Below are 18,052 nucleotides of genomic sequence, written 5' to 3'. Positions count from 1 at the left end.
TATTTTTTGAGAATTAGTTAGTACTTAAGACATTTCAAATGCTAAATTCATTAAAGATATGTTTAAATTCTTAGCTATATAAAGACAAAAAAACCCACCTTGAAAAAGGTGGATTTTTTATTATAAAATATTATTTTTTACGTATGATATTCTATCTAAACAATTTTGCTTTCCTAATACTTCCATAGTTTTTGGTAAGTCTGGTCCATGCATTTGTCCAGTTAATACTATTCTAGAACCCATGAATAAATTTTTACCTTTTATACCGTGTTCTTTTTGTATTTCTTTAAACATAGCTTTTACAAATGCTTCATCTACAACTTCTGCGATTTCTATCTTATCTAATAATACATCTATTAAAGTTGGCATATGTTCTAATTTTAAAAATTCCCTACATTCTTCAGTTTCTAAGTTGACTTCATTTCCAAAGAATATGTTAGCATGTTCAGTTATTTCTTTTACATATTGTAATTTTTCTTTAAGAACTGATACCATTCCTTTTAAGAAATCGTACTTAGTAGTAGCTTCTTCTTCCGTTATAAATCCAGCTTCAACTAAAAATGGTAATGCTAAATCTGTTAAATAAGCATCATCTGCATCTTTTATATAATGTTGGTTAACCCAGTTTAATTTTTCAGTATCAAATACTCCACCACTCTTAGATACTCTTTCTACAGAGAATGCATTTTCTAATTCTTCCATAGAGAATATTTCTTGATTATCTTCTGGAGACCATCCAACTAATGCAACATAGTTTATTAATCCGTCTGGTAAATATCCTTTTTTCTTGAAATCTTCAACTGCAACATCACCATGTCTTTTACTTAATTTTTTCTTCTCACTATTAAGTATATTTGGTAAATGTACAAATGTTGGAGCTTCCCATCCAAATGCTTCATATAAGTAAACATGTTTTGGAGTTGAAGAAACCCATTCTTCTCCTCTTATAACATGAGTTATTTTCATTAAATGGTCATCAACTACAACTGCAAAGTGGTAAGTTGGGAATCCATCAGTTTTTATTAAAACTTGATCGTCTAAATCATTAGTATTGAATTCAGTTTCTCCTCTAACTAAGTCAGTAAACTTTATAACATGGTTTTCTGGTAATCTTAGTCTTATAACATGAGGAACTCCTGCTGCTATCTTAGCTTCAACTTCTTCTTTAGTAAGGTCTCTACAATGACCATCGTATTTTGGAGTTTCTCCAGCTTCTTTTTGCTTTTCTCTTACTTCATCTAATCTCTCTTTTGTACAGAAGCAGTAATACGCTTGTCCATTATCTAATAATTGGCTTATATAGTCTTTGTATATATCTAATCTTTCTGATTGTATGTATGGACCATATTCACCTTTTTGAGTTATGTTTCCATTCTCATCTAGTACAACACCTTCAGTGTGGTTAACTCCACCCCAAGCCATACCAGTAAGCATGTTTTCTATTGCACCATCAACTAATCTTGTTTGGTCTGTATCTTCTACTCTTAATATGTATTCTCCACCCATTTTTTTTGCAAATAAATAGTTGTATAAAGCTGTTCTTAAACTACCTATATGAACAAACCCTGTTGGACTTGGAGCAAATCTTACTCTTACGCTCATTTTGTTACCTCCTATAATTATCGTCTATATTTATAATATCAAAATAATGTATATTTTATTTTTATTATATCCAGCAAATGCAAAAAAATATTCTATTAGGAATTCCTTACGAACTCTTTGGAATAATAATTATCGATATCCTCAAATTAATATAATTCATTATATGATAAAAATCTATTATTTTCTACATTCATTTTGTGGATAACTTAATTTCTGACATAGTTAAAATAGTATATATATCCACATTTTAATCGAATATGTTAATAACTCCGTGGATTATATATACTATTTTTAATTTATACTAACCTAACTTTACGTTATTCTTTACAAATTCAGATTCTACTCTTGATTTTATGTCTTCTAAAGTTAATAATTCTTTTTCATCTGCGTCTCTTAATTTAAATTCTACTTTACCTTCAGTTATATCTTTACCAACTGTTATTCTCATTGGTATCCCTATTAACTCAGCATCTTTAAATTTAACTCCAGCTCTTTCATCTCTATCATCTAGTAAAACTTCTACACCCATAGCTTGTAATTCACTGTATATATTTTGTGCAGCTTCCATATGTTCTGCTTTCTTTATATTTACTGGTACAACTACTAATTGATATGGTGCTATAGCTAATGGCCATACTATACCATTTTCATCATGATGTTGTTCTATTATAGCTGCAGCTGTTCTCTCTACACCTATTCCATAACATCCCATTACTATTGGCTTAGATTTACCGTCATTGTCTATAAAGTTAGCTCCCATAGTTTCAGAATACTTAGTCCCTAATTTAAATATATGACCAACTTCTACTCCTCTAGCTATCTCTAAATCAGCACCACAACAAGTACATTTATCACCTTTTTGTACATTTCTAAAATCTCCTACAACGCCCTCGAAATCTCTTCCATAGTTAGCATTTTGTATATGATAATCTGTTTTATTTCCACCTACACCTATGTTACTTTGCTCTGCTACTTCTTTATCTATAAATATATAATCTGCCTTAATTCCTATTGGACCAGCAAATCCTACTTCTGCATTAGTTAATTCATTTACAATTTCTTCTCTTGCAAGATCAAATTCTATAACCTCACCTATAGCATTGCAAACTTTTACTTCATTTACTTCTCTATCTCCTCTTACTAAAACTACTACTGTTTTTCCATCAGCTTCATATATTAATGTTTTAGCAAATTTGTCTGCTGATACATTAAAGAATGTTTCTAACTCTTCTATAGTATGAACTCCTGGAGTATGAACTGGGTTTAATTCTCTCATTTCTTCTTTTGCTGGAACTGTGTTTACTGATTCTGCCTTCTCAATATTAGCAGCATAATCACAACCACTACAGAATACTATTTCATCTTCTCCAACTTCTGATTTAACCATGAATTCAGCTGAAGTTGAACCACCTATAGCTCCTGAATCTGCTTGAACTGGACTGTTTTCTAATCCACATCTAGCAAATATACTTGTATAAGCTTCAAACATATCTTGGTATGATTTGTCTAATCCCGCTTCATCTACGTCAAAGCTGTATGCATCTTTCATTGTAAAAGTCTTAGTTCTCATAACGCCAAATCTTGGTCTTCTTTCATCTCTATACTTAACTTGTATTTGATATAAGTTTAGTGGAAGTTGTTTATATGAATTTATCTCTTGTCTTATTATGTCTGTAAATACTTCCTCATGAGTTGGTCCAAGACAGAAATCTCTTGCATTTCTATCCTTTAATCTCATCATTTCAGCTCCCATTACATCCCATCTACCAGATTCTTTCCAAAGTTCTGCTGGTATTAATCCTGCACATAGTATTTCTTGGCAACCTTTCTTTTCTAACTCTTCTCTTATTATAGCTTCTATTTTTTTGAAAACTCTTAATCCCATTGGTAATTGGTTGTATACCCCTGAAGACATTTTCTTTATCATACCTGCTCTTAACATTAACTGATGACTTGTTATTTCTGCATCATTTGGAACTTCTCTTAAAGTTGGCATTAACATCTTTGACATTTTCATATTAAACTTCCTCCTATTTTTATGATTTTATTTTTTGTTACTTTTTTGACTTTATAAATTAAAAAAACCTCTCGCCTCTATACATAGTATAGAGACGAAAGGTTGAATTTCCGCGGTACCACTCTAGTTAGCCATAAGGCTCTCTTTAGGAGATATAACGGTCTCTACCGTAAAAGCTTTTTAACGCTTTTATGCTAAAAGATTGGTTCAAAGATTTATTCTTAGAAACTCTCACCAACGTTTCCTCTCTGTGAAGCTTTAACCCTCTACTATTTCTTTATCATAGCTTTTTATTATAATTTAGTATATACATTTATATAAATAAGTTTACTATTTTGTATAAATGTATCTTATTAAATATAATAATATATTATTTAATATTAGTTGTCAACTTTAACTAACAAACATATACTCTGCGCTGCAATACCTAGCTTGCTTCCTGTGAATCCAAGTCCTTCTTCTGTAGTTGCTTTGACATTTATATTATTTATATCTGTATTTAAAGCTTTGCATATATTTTCTCTCATATTTTGTATATGAGGTGCCATTTTAGGACTTTGTGCTATTATTGTACAGTCTATGTTTCCTATAACATATCCCTTATCCTTTATTAAATTATAAACAAATTCTAATAATTTTATACTATCAGCACCCCTATATTTTTCATCAGTATCAGGGAAATGTTTACCGATGTCGCCTAATGCTAGTGCCCCTAATATTGAATCCATCACTGCATGAACTAATACATCGGCATCAGAGTGACCTAATAATCCTGTTTCATGTGGAACATGAACTCCACCTATTATTAATTTTCTTCCCTCAACTAATTTATGTACATCATATCCTGATCCAATTCTCATTTTCTACCTCCTATTAATCTTGAATTTTTAATATTTGAGTTCCTATATTTATATCCTCTTGAGTAGTAATTTTTATATTATTGTACGACCCTTCTACCATTTTAACTTTATATCCTATACGTTCCACTAACATAGCATCATCTGTACCGTAAAATCCATTTTCAAATGCATCTTCATAAGACTTTAATAGTATATTGTAATCGAATGTTTGAGGTGTTTGAACTGCCCAAAGCTTACTTCTATCAGGTGTATCAATTATATCATTTTTATCATTTATCACTTTTATTGTATCTTTAACCCTAACACCTACTACTACAGCTTTATGCTTTTTAACTTCTTCTATACTTTTATCTATAGTGTATCCTGAAACAAACGGTCTTGCTCCATCATGAATTAATACTGTATCGCATTTATTATCTAATAATTTTAATCCATTATATACAGAGTCTTGTCTTTCATTTCCACCATAAGCTATTTTTATATTTTCAAATTTGTATTTTTTTAATATATTTTCTTTGAAAAATTCAGCTTCTTCTTCTTTTATTACAACAACTATATCTTGTATATTTTTATGTTTGTAGAATTTTTCAATTGTATAAGCAATTATTTCTTTTTCATTAAGTTTTATAAATTGCTTATTTATTTCCATTTTCATTCTACTTCCAGTCCCTGCTGCTACTATAACAACTCCGTTCATATATTCACCTCTTTGTAAATTATATCTTTACCTTATTCTACTATAAAAAGTCTCCGAAAATACGGAGACTTTTTAATATACTAATTCTTTGGTTTTCCAAATATCATTCTTCCTGCAGGCGTTTGTAGCACTGATGTAACTAAAACCCTTATAGTTTCGCCCATGTGCTTTCTTCCTCCGTCTACAACTATCATTGTTCCATCATCAAGGTATGCAATACCTTGACTATTTTCTTTACCTTCTTTAACCACTTGCACTATCATTTCTTCTCCTGGTATTGCAACTGGCTTAACAGCATTAGCTAGTTCATTAATATTTAAAACTTCAACACCTTGAACTTGAGCTACTTTATTTAAGTTATAATCATTAGTAACTACTTTACCATTTAAAACGCTAGCTAATTTTAAAAGTTTCATATCTACTTCAGCTATATCATTAAAATCAGATTTGCTTATTTCAACTTCTATTTGTAGTTCTTCTTTTATTATATTTAATATATCTAAACCTCTTCTTCCTCTAACTCTTTTTAAATCATCAGAAGAATCCGCTATGTGTCTTAACTCATCTAATACAAACTCTGGTATAACAAGTTTTCCCTCAATAAAACCTGTTTTACATATATCAGCTATTCTACCATCTATTATTACACTAGTATCTAGTACCTTAGGTGGTATAGCCTTAACTTCTTTTTTAGTTCCTTTTTCTTTCATTGATGTCAATCTTCCAAGCTTATTTAAGTTAAATAAATCATCTTTACTTTTAAGTGCTACCCTAATTCCTAGGTAACCCATAAATCCATATGTAACTAATGATAGTATTCCTCCTACTATTGGAACTGAGTTTACTAATCCACTCACTAAGTAAGCTATAACAAACCCTACTATAAGACCTATAGATCCCAATAATATATCGGTCTGAGGATATTTAGATATTTCTTTATCCATAACTTTAGCAAAATCTTTAAATTTATTTATAACCCAAGGCTCTATCGCATAGAATATAAGCCCTATAATTATCCCAACTGACACAGATGCTATGATGCCATTTACATCTGTTCCAAACGTAAGAACTGGAAATTGTTTCATTAATGTAGAATATGTAGTAATACCTACAGTAAATCCAAGTATAGCAATTATAATTCTTGTTATTTTTTGTATCAACTCTTCACCCCCTGGTTATATATTTATTTATATATTTTTTTATTATAATCCATAATACCTAAATTATTCAAGAACAAAGTGGTAAAACATATTATATGTGTCTATCTAATAATACCAATTGTTTCATTTTTATAAGTCCATTTTTAATATAAGTTGCTCTAATTTCACCAATACCTTCAACATAATCTAAATCTTCAATAGATGCATTTAGTATCTCATGGAAATTATCAAAATAATTAACTAAATTATCTATAATTGCTGCCGGTAACCTGTGTATTTTATTAAGAATTCTATATCCTCTAGGTCTTATAGCCATATCTAGATTTTCTGAAAAACCGCTATATCCTAATAATTTGGCCATATTAGGTAAATCTATCAGTTCTTCTGGAGAAAGACTCTTTATTTTTTTCTTAAAGTCTAATATATCTACATTTTGTCTACTGTAATCTTTAAATATTAATTTTTGGTCACTTCTAGTAGTTCCCATTAATTCTTCTAATTGCATGCTAACTAATGTACCTTCTTTTCCTAGCTCAATTACATATTTTTCAATTATATTTGTAATTCTCATTACCATTTCCATTTTTTGAATTACAACTGCTACATCGTATATAGTTACTAAATCATTAAATTCTAATGCATTTAAATTTATTACAGCTTGGTCTAACACTGACTTATACTTTTCTAAAGTCTGAAGAGCTTGATTTGCTTTTGTAAATATTTTTGAGATTTCCTCTAATGCGTATTTTTGATCTTCTCTATAAACAGTTATTACATTTCTTCTTTGAGAAATAGCTATTACAATAGCTCCTGTTTGCTTAGCTACTCTTTCAGCTGTTCTATGTCTTGTCCCTGTTTCCGATGTTAAAATAGAGTAATCTGGAATAAGCTGTGCATTTGCAAATAATATTTTTTTTATATCTCCACTAAGCACTATAGCTCCATCCATTTTGGCTAATTCATATAAAAATGCAGGTGAATATTCTGCATTAACATTAAATCCTCCATCTACCACTTTCATAATTTCTTCACTATTTGCAATAACTATAAGTCCCCCTGTTTTCGCTTTAAGGACGTTTTCTAAACCTTTCCTTAATGGGCTTCCCGGAGATATCATTTTTAATGCATGCAATACATTTTTGTTATTTAAGATATCTTCCATTATTCTTTATTCCCCCCTAATACTATGTTTATAGCTTGTCTTAAGTTATCAACTGGCCATATTTCTATGCCTTTTATATCTTTTACTGCTTCATAATTATTTCTTGGAATTACCATTTTCGTAAAGCCTAATTTTTTACATTCAGAAACTCTTTTTTCAATGTAACTAACAGCCCTTACTTCTCCAGTTAAACCAACCTCACCTGTAACTACTGTCTTTTCATCTACGGTAATATTTTTAAAGCTAGATGCTACCGCAATGATTACGCCTAAATCTATAGAAGGTTCATTTATCTTTATTCCACCTACTATATTCAAATATACATCTTGATTTTGAATTTGTAACCCAACACGCTTCTCTAAAACTGCTAAAAGCATAGATACTCTGTTATAATCTACACCTGTTGCTGTTCTCTTTGGAATACCAAAACTTGTTGGAGATACTAATGCTTGTAATTCTAACAACATCGGCCTAGTTCCTTCTACCGTAGATATTATTACTGACCCAGCTACGTCTTTTGGTTTTTCTGATATAAGTATTTTTGATGGATTTTCTAACTCAACCAATCCTAAATCCCTCATCTCAAATACTCCAAGTTCATTAGTCGACCCAAATCTATTTTTTACAGCTCTAACTAATCTATACGTATTGTATCTCTCGCCCTCAAAATATAATACAGTATCAACCATATGCTCTAAAAGCTTCGGCCCTGCCAGTGAACCTTCTTTAGTTACATGTCCAACTATAAAGGTTGATATACCCATTTTTTTAGAAATCTTCATAAATTTAGAAGTTCCCTCTTTAATTTGGCTAACAGTACCAGGTGCTGATGCTATTTCTGGACTATAAACAGTTTGAATAGAATCTAATATTATAAGCTGCGGATCTATACTCTCCAATTGAGCTTCTATCAAACTTAAATTATTTTCTGCAAATATATATAAATTATCAGAACTAATACCTAATCTTTGAGCTCTCATTTTTATTTGAGACTCTGATTCTTCTCCTGATATATAAAGTACTCTTTTACCTGAATTAGCAACATTACTTGAAACCTGTATTAAAAGAGTTGATTTGCCTATACCAGGATCTCCTCCTACAAGTACTAAAGAATCTTTTACAACTCCTCCTCCTAGTACTCTATCTAGTTCGTTTATACATGTTGAAAATCTTTCTTCTTCTCTCGCTTGTATAGAATTTATCTTTACTGGTTTAGAAGAAGACTTGTCTATTATAAATACGTCTTTTTTTAATCCCTTTTGTTCTATCTCTTCTACAAATGTATTCCATTTGGTGCATTCTGGGCACTTTCCAAGCCATTTAGATGTTTCATAACCGCATTCTTGACATACATACTTTGTTTTTATTTTCGCCATTTTTAACTCATCCTTAATTTCTACAATTCTATAGTTCTATATAATTTTAACATATGTGTGGTATATTATGTAAAGTTAATAGTCAGATTTACTATAAGTAAAATAAAAGAGGGTAATTCTCCCCCCCTTTATATATTACTACTACTTACTTATAAATACTATATTATTGTCTTTAACTTCTGCTATAACAATACTTCCTTTTTTTACAGTACCTCTCAATATAGCTTCAGATAACTGATCTTCTAGTTCTTTTTGTATTGCTCTTTTTAATGGTCTTGCTCCATATTCTAAATCAAGACCTTCTTTTGCTATTAATTTTACTGCATCTTCGCTTATCTCTAAATCTATATCCATATCTTTTAGTCTTTTAATTACATCTTTAGTCATTAATTTTACTATTTTACTTATATGTGATTCTAACAATGAGTGGAATACTATTATATCGTCTATTCTATTTAAAAATTCTGGTCTAAACCCTTTTTTCAATTCTCCCATTATATTTTCTTTCATTTTTTCATAACTTGTTTTAGCTTCTTCATCTTTATCTTTTATAGAAGCAAATCCCAGTGATTTTTCTTTTCCTATTTTAGTTGCACCAACATTTGAAGTCATTATAATTATAGTATTCTTAAAATCTACCGTTCTTCCTTTTGAATCTGTAAGTCTTCCATCATCTAATATCTGTAATAAAATATTAAAAACATCAGGATGTGCCTTTTCTATTTCATCAAATAAAACAACAGAGTATTGATTTCGTCTAACTTTTTCAGTCAATTGCCCACCTTCATCATAGCCTATATATCCAGGAGGAGAACCTATAAGTTTTGATACAGCATGCTTTTCCATATACTCTGACATATCAATTCTTATAACTTGATTTTGGTCTCCAAATTGAACTTCTGCTAATACTTTAGACAATTCTGTTTTGCCAACCCCTGTTGGCCCTAGGAATAAAAATGAACCTATTGGTCTGTTAGGGTCCTTAAGTCCTGCCCTTGACCTTCTTATAGCGTTAGAAATAGCTTTTACAGCTTGTTCTTGACCAACAACTCTGTCATGCAGTATTTCTTCTAACCTTAATAATCTATCAGACTCTTCTTCTACTATTTTGTTTACAGGTATTCCTGTCCACAACTCTACTACTTCTGCTATCGTATCTGCCTCTACCGTATCTGTGTATTTAGACATCTTATTCCATTGATGTTTAACTTCCTCTAATTGATTTTTAAGAACCTCTTGTTCGTCTTTTATTTTTGCTACTTTCTCAAAATCTTGGTATTTAACTGCTTCTTCTTTTTCTTTAATTATTATTTGAATTTCTTCTTCTAGTCCTTTTATTTCAGCGGGAGGAGTGCTTTTTCTTAACCTAATTTTTGATGCAGCTTCATCAATTAAATCTATGGCTTTGTCTGGTAGATATCTATCATTAATATATCTTGTAGACAACTCAACTGCTGAATGAATAGCTTCATCGCTTATCTTAACTCTATGATGCTCTTCATATTTAGGTCTAAGACCTTCTAATATTTTTATTGTATCTTCCTTAGTAGGCTCATTTATCATAACAGGCTGAAATCTTCTTTCTAGCGCAGCGTCTTTTTCTATATGTTTTCTGTACTCATCTATAGTGGTTGCTCCTACTACTTGTATCTCACCTCTAGCTAATACCGGTTTAAGTATATTAGAAGCATCTATTGTACTTTCTCCTGTTGCCCCAGCCCCTATTATCGTGTGTAGTTCATCAATAAATAAAATTATATTACCATTTTTTATAACTTCATCTATAACTTGTTTTATTCTCTCTTCAAACTCACCTCTATATTTAGCTCCTGCAAGCATTGATCCCATATCTAATGTATATAAAATTTTATTTCTAAGATTTTCTGGTACATTTCCCATTGCTATATCAATAGCTAATCCCTCTGCTACAGATGTTTTTCCAACACCTGGATCTCCAATTAAAACCGGATTATTTTTTGTTCTTCTACTCAATATCTGTACTATTCTTTCAATTTCTTTTTCTCTTCCTATAACTGGATCTATTTTATTTTGAGATGCATACTGAGTAAGATTTCTTCCGTATTTATCTAATAATTTTGTTGAAGCTTCTTGTACTTTATTTGAACGAGTAATTTCCTGTTCCTGCTGAACAGAATATTCATCTAGTCCCATCATATCTATTATCAATTGAACTATATCTTTTTCATCTATCCCTTGTGCCTGTAATATTTTAATACCTATTCCTTCACCTTCTTGAACTATTGCAAGTAATATATGTTCTGTTCCTATATAATTATTTTTTAATTTATTTGCAAACATACCTGAAAGTTCTAATATTTGCTTACATCTAGGGCTTAGTGTTATATCCGCTACAGGTAAATCTGCTTTTCCTTTTATTTCTATTATTTTTTCTTCTAATACATCTTCTGTTAATCCTAGATTAGTTAAAACTTTTGATGCTATACCTTCTTTTTCTTTTAAAAGGCCTAATAATATATGTTCACTTCCAACAATCTTATGACCTAGTTTTTGTGCAGACTCTAAACTTAAATCTATTGCCTTTTTAGCCTTTTGAGTAAATCTATTAAAATACACACAATCTCCTCCTCTCTATATGTTTAACTACTTATCTGTCATATTTATGAACGTTATAAAATGTTTGGTTAATATATAATATATATGCATTTTTTATATTAAAGTTACACTTTGAAGTTTAACTTTCTATTACCATTATTTTAAATTTTAATAAGGTTATTTTGAAATTTAATAAGGCTCCAGATTTAAATATCAGGAGCCATTACTATCTACTTACTACTTATTGTTTGTGCAATCTATTATCTTTTGGGCTATTTGATTTGGAACTTCTTCATACTTTTCTAGTTCCATCTCAAAGCACCCTCTGCCTTGGGTCATAGCTCTTAAATCTATAGCATATTTAAAAGTTTCAGCTTGAGGTGCTTGAGCATAAATTACTTGTTTTCCATAATCATCAAATTCCATTCCAAGTATTTTACCTCTTCTTTTATTAATGTCGCCCATAATATCTCCCATATATTCTTCTGGAATTATTATTTTTAATTTCATAATTGGCTCTAATAATATTGACTGTCCTTCTTCCATCCCTTTTTTAAATGCAGCATTTGCAGCCATTTTAAAGGCCATCTCTGAAGAATCTACATCATGATATGACCCATCATAAAGCGTTGCTTTTATATTTGTAACAGGGAATCCTGCTAACACTCCCTTTGTCATAGAATCTCTCAATCCTTTTTCTACAGCAGGTATATATTGCTTAGGTACAGATCCTCCAAAAATTGCTTCTGCAAATTCAAAATCATTTTTGCTTCTTTCAAATTTTATTTTAACATCTCCAAATTGTCCATGACCTCCAGATTGTTTCTTATGTCTACCTTGAACATCTGCAACTCCTTTTATTGTTTCTCTATAAGCAACTTTTAAATCCTCTAATTCTACATCTACACCAAACTTTTCTTTCATTTTAATTTTCACGGTGTTTATGTGTAATTCGCCTTGCCCACCTATAAGTGCTTGCTTAGTCTCAGAATTTCTATACCATTTAACAGTTGGATCTTCTTCGGTGATTTTATTTAAAGCTGCTCCTACTTTTTCTTCATCACCTTTATTTTTAGGAAGTACTGCATAATATATTTGAGGCTTAGGTAACCCTAAATCTATTAAAGCTTCTTCATCTTTATCTAAAGATACTGTGTCTCCAGTTTGCAATGAATTAACTTTAGTTATTACAACTATATCTCCACACTTAGCCTTATCTACTTCTATAAGTTCTTTATTTTTTATAGTGTACAAATTGTATATTTTATCTTTCACTGCTTTATTTATATTAAATATTTCTATGTCTTTATTTATTTCACCTTTAATAACTTTCAAATAAGACATTTTGCCTATAAAGGGGTCAACTATCGTTTTAAATATTTGACCTTTAAATTTACTTTGATAATCATTATATTTTGGTTCTAAATATTTAGATACAGTTTCTAATATTTCTCCTGTTCCTATATTATTTATTGTTGATCCACATATTACAGGTATTATGTCCCCTCTTTGCATACCTATCGTTATACCTTTTTGGATATCTTTTGAACTTAATTCTTCTCCATTAAAATATTTATCTAATATTTCATCATCAGTTTCAGCTATAAGTTCCATTAAAGCTTCTTTTACACTCACCGCTTCATCTTTAAATTCACCCTCTAATCCATCCATATTCTCAAATACATTATGTAATTTGATGAATTCTTTGTCTTTGTATATAGGTATAATCATAGGAACCACTTTATTTCCATATTTTTCTCTTAGCATAGATAAAGTGTCTTTATATCTAGCTTTTTCGTTATCTATTTTATTTATAAACATTATTTTAGGAATATTATGAGTCAATTCTAAAGATTTTTCTGTTCCAACTTGAATGTCGGTTGTTGCGTCTATTACTATTATAGCTGCATCACTTGCACTAAGAGATGATATAACTTCACCACTAAAATCAAAATATCCTGGAGTATCTAATAAATTATACTTATAATCATTATACTCAACTGGCACTAATCCCATACTATATGTCATATTTACTTTATCCATTATTTTAGGTATTTTATTGGTTAAATTTGATGTATACGCTATAGCTTCAATTAAATTTGTTTTACCACAACCACTATGGCCTAGTATTGCTATGTTTCTTAGCATATCGTTATCATAAACCTTCATATAAGCACCTACCTTTTAATATTTATACAAAATTCATATATTACATTCTATTTCTTAGTTACTTTTATTCATAACTTTCTCTTGATAAGTCTGCAACTTTTCTTTTGTACTACAGGTCCTAAAGTGTTATATTTAATAGTTATTTCCTAAGAAATAACCACTTCAAGTAATTATTGATATATATTTAATATGAAGCCTTTCAAATAAGTACTTCTACATATAATAATACTTTTCCTCTTTCTATAGAATTATCTCCTACAATAGTTTTACAAATACACAAATCATATAATATATAAATATTTTATTAAAAACGTCTATTAAATTACATTTATCTAAGCTACCAAATAAATATAATTACTTAGGTGATATAAAATATATATATTTATAAATATATATTCATGAACTCATATATAATTCCATTTATTCATTAGATGCTATATTATTTTTATATATAAATATTTTTTATAGTTTAATATTGTTCCTTGAAAAACATTTTATACTTAAAATACAAAAACCTCTATTATGTTTATTTAAACATATAGAGGTTTTTGGTTAATTTATATTATTTTTTCATTGTCATTAATAGTTGTTTGTCTCCAACTAATTCATTTTTAGCTACACTTATTTCTTTGATTAAACCATTTGTTTTAGCTACTATTATAGTTTCCATTTTCATAGCTTCAATTACTATTAATGGTTGATTTTGTTTTACTTCTTCATTTTCTTTTACTAAAATCTCAACCACTTTTCCTGGTATACTAGCTCCAATTTGTAAAATATCATTCATATCAGCTCTTACTATGTCTTTTATGTTACCAGAGTAATTATTATCTTTTATTTCTATTTCTCTTATCATAGCATTTAATTCAAATGCTATTGTTCTAGTTCCATTTTCTTTAACTTCACCTATATCTATTAATTTTATAGTTAACACTTTACCTTCTTCTATCTCAACTTCACATTCTTCACCCTTATTTAATCCATAGAAGTATACATGGCTTTCAAGTTTAGATATATCATTATATGATTGTAAGTGCTTTAGATAATCTTCATACACTTTAGGATATAAAGTATAACTTAATATATTTCTTATATTAGTATTCATGTTAAACTTTTCATCTAAATGTTTCTTAACACTTTCAAAATCTTCTTTTGGTATTAAAGTTCCAGGTCTTACATCTATAGGTTTTTCGCCTTTTAACACCATCGTTTGTATATCTTTTGGTATACCGCCTTCTGGTTGACCTATCATTCCCTTACAATAATCAAGTACTGAATCAGGGAAAGATAATTTTTCACCTTCATCTAATATATTATCCTTTGTTAAGTTATTTTTAACCATGAAAATAGCTAAATCACCTACCACTTTAGATGATGGCGTAACCTTTATGATATCACCTAAAATATCATTGGCTTCTTTATACATTTCTTTTACTTTATCAAATTTATTAACCAAACCTAAGCTATCTGCTTGAGGTTTTAAATTTGTATATTGCCCACCAGGTATTTCATATTTATATATTTCAGCAGAAGGATTGCATAATCCACTTTCAAATTTAGAATATACTTTTCTTAAATCCTTATAGTAGCTTCCTATCTCTTCATATCCATATAAATTTATATTTGTATCTCTTTCTGTATTTTTAAGAGCTTCTATTATAGCATTTAATGATGGCTGACTTGTTAACCCTGCCATTGTCTCTAGTGCTCCATCTACAATATCAACACCTGCTTGTGACGCCATCAAACAAGTTGCTATTCCATTTCCACTTGTATCGTGTGTGTGTAAATGTATAGGAGTACTTACATTTTTCTTTAATTCTTTTATTAGTGTATATGCAGCATATGGCTTAAGTAACCCAGCCATATCTTTTATACATATAATATCAGATCCTAAACTTTCTAGTTCTTGAGCCATCCTTACATAATATTCTAAATCATATTTAGTTTTTGTTTTATCTAATATATCACCTGTATAACATATACTCGATTCTACTATTTTACCTGTATCAAGTGCTGCTGATATAGATGGTTTCATATTCTCAACCCAGTTTAAAGAATCAAATATTCTAAACACATCTATTCCTTTTTGTGCAGATTCTTTTATAAATTCTTCTATTACATTATCAGGATAATTCTTATATCCAACTCCATTAGAAGCTCTAAATAACATTTGGAACATTATATTTGGTATTGCTTCTCTTAATTTTTCTAATCTAATCCATGGAGACTCATTTAAAAATCTATATGCAACATCATAAGTAGCTCCTCCCCACATTTCAAGAGAAAATAAATCTTTCATATAATCATTAGTTGGTTGAGCTACTTTTAATAAATCATATGTTCTAAGTCTTGTTGCAAGCAATGATTGATGTGCATCTCTCATTGTTGTATCTGTAAGAAGTAATTTGCTTTCATTTTTAATACTTTCTATATACTTTTCTTTTCCTAATCTATTAAATAAATCTCTACTTCCTTCTGTTGTTATTATTTCTTTACTTAACTTTGGAACATATAATTCATCAAATAATGGTTTTTCACTACATTTATTTTCATTTACAACTGCATTACCTATAAATTGAAGAAGTTTTGTTCCTCTATCTTTACTTTCCCTTATTTCAAATAAATCTGGATTTTCATCTATAAATTTAGTACTACATTTTCCATCTTTAAATATAGGATTATTTAATACGTTTACTAAAAATCCTATATTTGTCTTAACACCTCTAACCCTAAATTCTTTTATCGATCTTACAGTTTTATTTATTGCCCCTGCAAAAGTTCTATCCCAAGATATAGTTTTTACCAATAAACTGTCATAATGAGGATTTATATTAGCACCTGTAAATCCATTACCACCATCTAATCTAATTCCACACCCTGAACCAGTTCTATAAACTTGAATTTTACCCGTATCTGGCATAAATTTATTTTTAGGGTCCTCAGTTGTTATTCTACATTGTATAGAATATCCTCTTACTTCAATACTTTCTTGAGATTTTATATTTATCTCTTCACTATCTAACTTATGTCCTTGTGCTATTAATATTTGACTTTGTACTATGTCTATACCTGTAATCATTTCAGTTACTGTATGTTCTACTTGAACTCTAGGGTTCATCTCTATAAAATAATGCTCTCCATTTTCATCTACTAAAAACTCTAACGTACCCGCATTAACATATCCTACATGTCTAGCAATTTTTAAAGCATCATCACATATGTTTTTTCTTAATTCATCATCTAAAGAAAAAGCAGGTGCATATTCGATTATTTTTTGGTGCCTTCTTTGAACTGAGCAGTCTCTTTCATGTAAGTGCACTATATTACCATGTTTATCTCCTAAAATTTGTACCTCTATATGTTTAGGATTAGATATATATTTTTCAATAAAAATAATATCTTCACCAAATGCTTTTTTAGATTCACTACAAGCAGTCTTATATTCTATTTTTAAATCAGATTCGTCATATACAACTCTCATACCTCTACCGCCTCCACCATTAGAGGCTTTAAGCATTACTGGATATCCAATTTTTTTTGCAACTTCTTTTGCTTCTTCTACAGTTTTTATAGATTTATCTATTCCAGGAATAGTAGCAACTCCAACTTCTTTTGATATCTGTTTAGAGTTAATCTTGTCTCCCATCATATTCATTATATCTGCAGATGGACCTATAAATATAATTCCATTTTCCTCACATTTACGAACGAATTCTGGATTCTCAGACAAGAATCCATATCCAGGATGGATTGCATCTACGTTTTTCCTTTTAGCTAAATCAATTATACTATCTATATCTAAATATGCATCTATTGGCCCTTTATCTTCCCCAATTAAGTAAGATTCATCTGCTTTTGTCCTAAATAATCCATACTTATCTTCTTTACTATATATACCTACACTTTTTATACCCAATTCAGAGCAAGCCCTAAATATTCTTATTGCTATTTCTCCACGATTTGCGACTAGTATTTTATTAATTTTTTTAAGCATAATATGAATCGTACCCCCTTATTCTTATCTTATTAAAGAGTATAGCCTATTTTGCTTTAATTTTAAATGATTTTGATGAAGTTTCTTAATAAGTAAGACAAATTCATCAAACTAAATAACTTATCACTTATATAACTCATTTTCACCTAACTAAAGTTAAGAGCTTTTTGATAGGTATTCATTCAAAAATAAACAATAACGCATATAATTTATATGATTCATTGTTTATTTTTTTATTATATTTAATCTTTATTGAAGATTTAGTTTGATTTTTTTAATAAAAAAAGAACCTAGAATAAAATATTCTAAGTTCTTAAATAAGTTCATACAAAAAAAGATTACGTGGCTACGTCTTACTCTCCCAGGCAGTTGCCCACCAAGTACCATCAGCGCTAAAGAGCTTAACTTCTGTGTTCGGAATGGGAACAGGTGTATCCT

The 18,052-nt window shown here is 29.5% G+C and carries 10 protein-coding genes, 1 rRNA gene and 1 other annotated feature; all 11 genes read right to left on the bottom strand.

Translation table 11 applies throughout. The features are described from left to right. Nucleotides 1–120: 120 nt before the first annotated feature. Entirely contained in the window at nucleotides 121–1,602 is a 1,482-nt protein-coding gene (gene gltX, locus QOZ84_RS15235; protein ID WP_284133787.1) for a glutamate--tRNA ligase, read from the bottom strand. Nucleotides 1,603–1,903: 301 nt separating this feature from the next. Next, entirely contained in the window at nucleotides 1,904–3,619 is a 1,716-nt protein-coding gene (locus QOZ84_RS15230) for a proline--tRNA ligase (protein ID WP_284133786.1), read from the bottom strand. Nucleotides 3,620–3,706: 87 nt separating this feature from the next. Next, nucleotides 3,707–3,912 (bottom strand) — a binding site (T-box leader). An 87-nt stretch (nucleotides 3,913–3,999) separates the two neighbouring features. Continuing rightward, the gene (ispF, locus tag QOZ84_RS15225; RefSeq protein WP_284133785.1) at nucleotides 4,000–4,479 is read right to left on the bottom strand and encodes a 2-C-methyl-D-erythritol 2,4-cyclodiphosphate synthase; all 480 of its coding nucleotides are present in this window, start codon (nucleotides 4,477–4,479) and stop codon (nucleotides 4,000–4,002) included. 13 nt (nucleotides 4,480–4,492) lie between these two features. Beyond that, a complete protein-coding gene (gene ispD, locus QOZ84_RS15220) occupies nucleotides 4,493–5,176 on the bottom strand; it encodes a 2-C-methyl-D-erythritol 4-phosphate cytidylyltransferase (RefSeq protein WP_284133784.1) in 684 nt (227 codons plus the stop codon). 80 nt (nucleotides 5,177–5,256) lie between these two features. Continuing rightward, nucleotides 5,257–6,336, bottom strand: a complete 1,080-nt coding sequence (locus QOZ84_RS15215) for a PIN/TRAM domain-containing protein (RefSeq protein WP_284133783.1) — start codon at nucleotides 6,334–6,336, stop codon at nucleotides 5,257–5,259. A 91-nt stretch (nucleotides 6,337–6,427) separates the two neighbouring features. Continuing rightward, a complete protein-coding gene (gene disA / locus QOZ84_RS15210) occupies nucleotides 6,428–7,498 on the bottom strand; it encodes a DNA integrity scanning diadenylate cyclase DisA (protein WP_284133782.1) in 1,071 nt (356 codons plus the stop codon). Then, nucleotides 7,498–8,874 carry a DNA repair protein RadA gene (gene radA, locus QOZ84_RS15205; protein WP_284133781.1) on the bottom strand — a complete coding sequence of 459 codons (1,377 nt, stop codon included), beginning with the start codon at nucleotides 8,872–8,874 and terminating at the stop codon, nucleotides 7,498–7,500. The genes disA and radA overlap by 1 nt, the downstream gene beginning before the upstream one ends. A 141-nt stretch (nucleotides 8,875–9,015) precedes the next feature. Further along, the gene (locus QOZ84_RS15200; protein ID WP_284133780.1) at nucleotides 9,016–11,469 is read right to left on the bottom strand and encodes an ATP-dependent Clp protease ATP-binding subunit; all 2,454 of its coding nucleotides are present in this window, start codon (nucleotides 11,467–11,469) and stop codon (nucleotides 9,016–9,018) included. A 216-nt stretch (nucleotides 11,470–11,685) separates the two neighbouring features. Next, nucleotides 11,686–13,617, bottom strand: a complete 1,932-nt coding sequence (locus tag QOZ84_RS15195; RefSeq protein WP_284133779.1) for an elongation factor G — start codon at nucleotides 13,615–13,617, stop codon at nucleotides 11,686–11,688. 562 nt (nucleotides 13,618–14,179) lie between these two features. Beyond that, nucleotides 14,180–17,614 carry a pyruvate carboxylase gene (locus tag QOZ84_RS15190; RefSeq protein WP_284133778.1) on the bottom strand — a complete coding sequence of 1,145 codons (3,435 nt, stop codon included), beginning with the start codon at nucleotides 17,612–17,614 and terminating at the stop codon, nucleotides 14,180–14,182. Between the two features lie 340 nt (nucleotides 17,615–17,954). After that, a 5S ribosomal RNA gene (rrf, locus tag QOZ84_RS15185) occupies nucleotides 17,955–18,052 on the bottom strand; the annotation flags it as partial.

The organism is Romboutsia sedimentorum, assembly GCF_030131845.1.
In the GTDB taxonomy this organism is placed as follows: Bacteria; Bacillota; Clostridia; order Peptostreptococcales; family Peptostreptococcaceae; genus Romboutsia_D; species Romboutsia_D sedimentorum.
The sequence above is the reverse complement of the archived record's forward strand: the minus strand, read 5'-3'. Positions and strand labels throughout refer to the sequence as shown.